At 62.6% G+C, this 348-nt stretch carries 1 pseudogene; it reads left to right on the forward strand.

Going from position 1 to position 348, the window contains the following annotated elements:
• A pseudogene (locus tag AC0L2L_RS33385) lies at positions 1-348 on the forward strand (CadC-family transcriptional regulator); the annotation flags it as partial.

A 348-nucleotide genomic window follows, 5' to 3' on the forward strand; every position in this document is an offset into this window, starting at 1 on the left:
GTTCCTGGCCTGCAAGGAAGCGCTGAAGCGCGAGCTCGGCATTGAGCCCGAAGAAGCGACGCGGGCACTAGTCGAACCTATCGAAGCGCCCAACCTGGATCGCCTGAAGGAACAGATGGCCGACGGCAGCCCGTCCGAGCTCGAACTGTTCCGCGTGGAAGCGAAGGCGGAGCCGCCGCGCCCTACCGTTTCGGTGCCGGAAAAGCCGTCGATCGTCGTCTTGCCGTTCCAGAACATGAGCGGCGACGCCGAGCAGGAATATTTCACCGATGGCGTGGTCGAGGAGATCACAACGGCGCTGTCGCATGTGAACTGGCTGTTCGTGATCGCGCGGAATTCCGCCTTTGC

The sequence above is a fragment of the Mesorhizobium sp. WSM4832 genome (assembly GCF_055811115.1).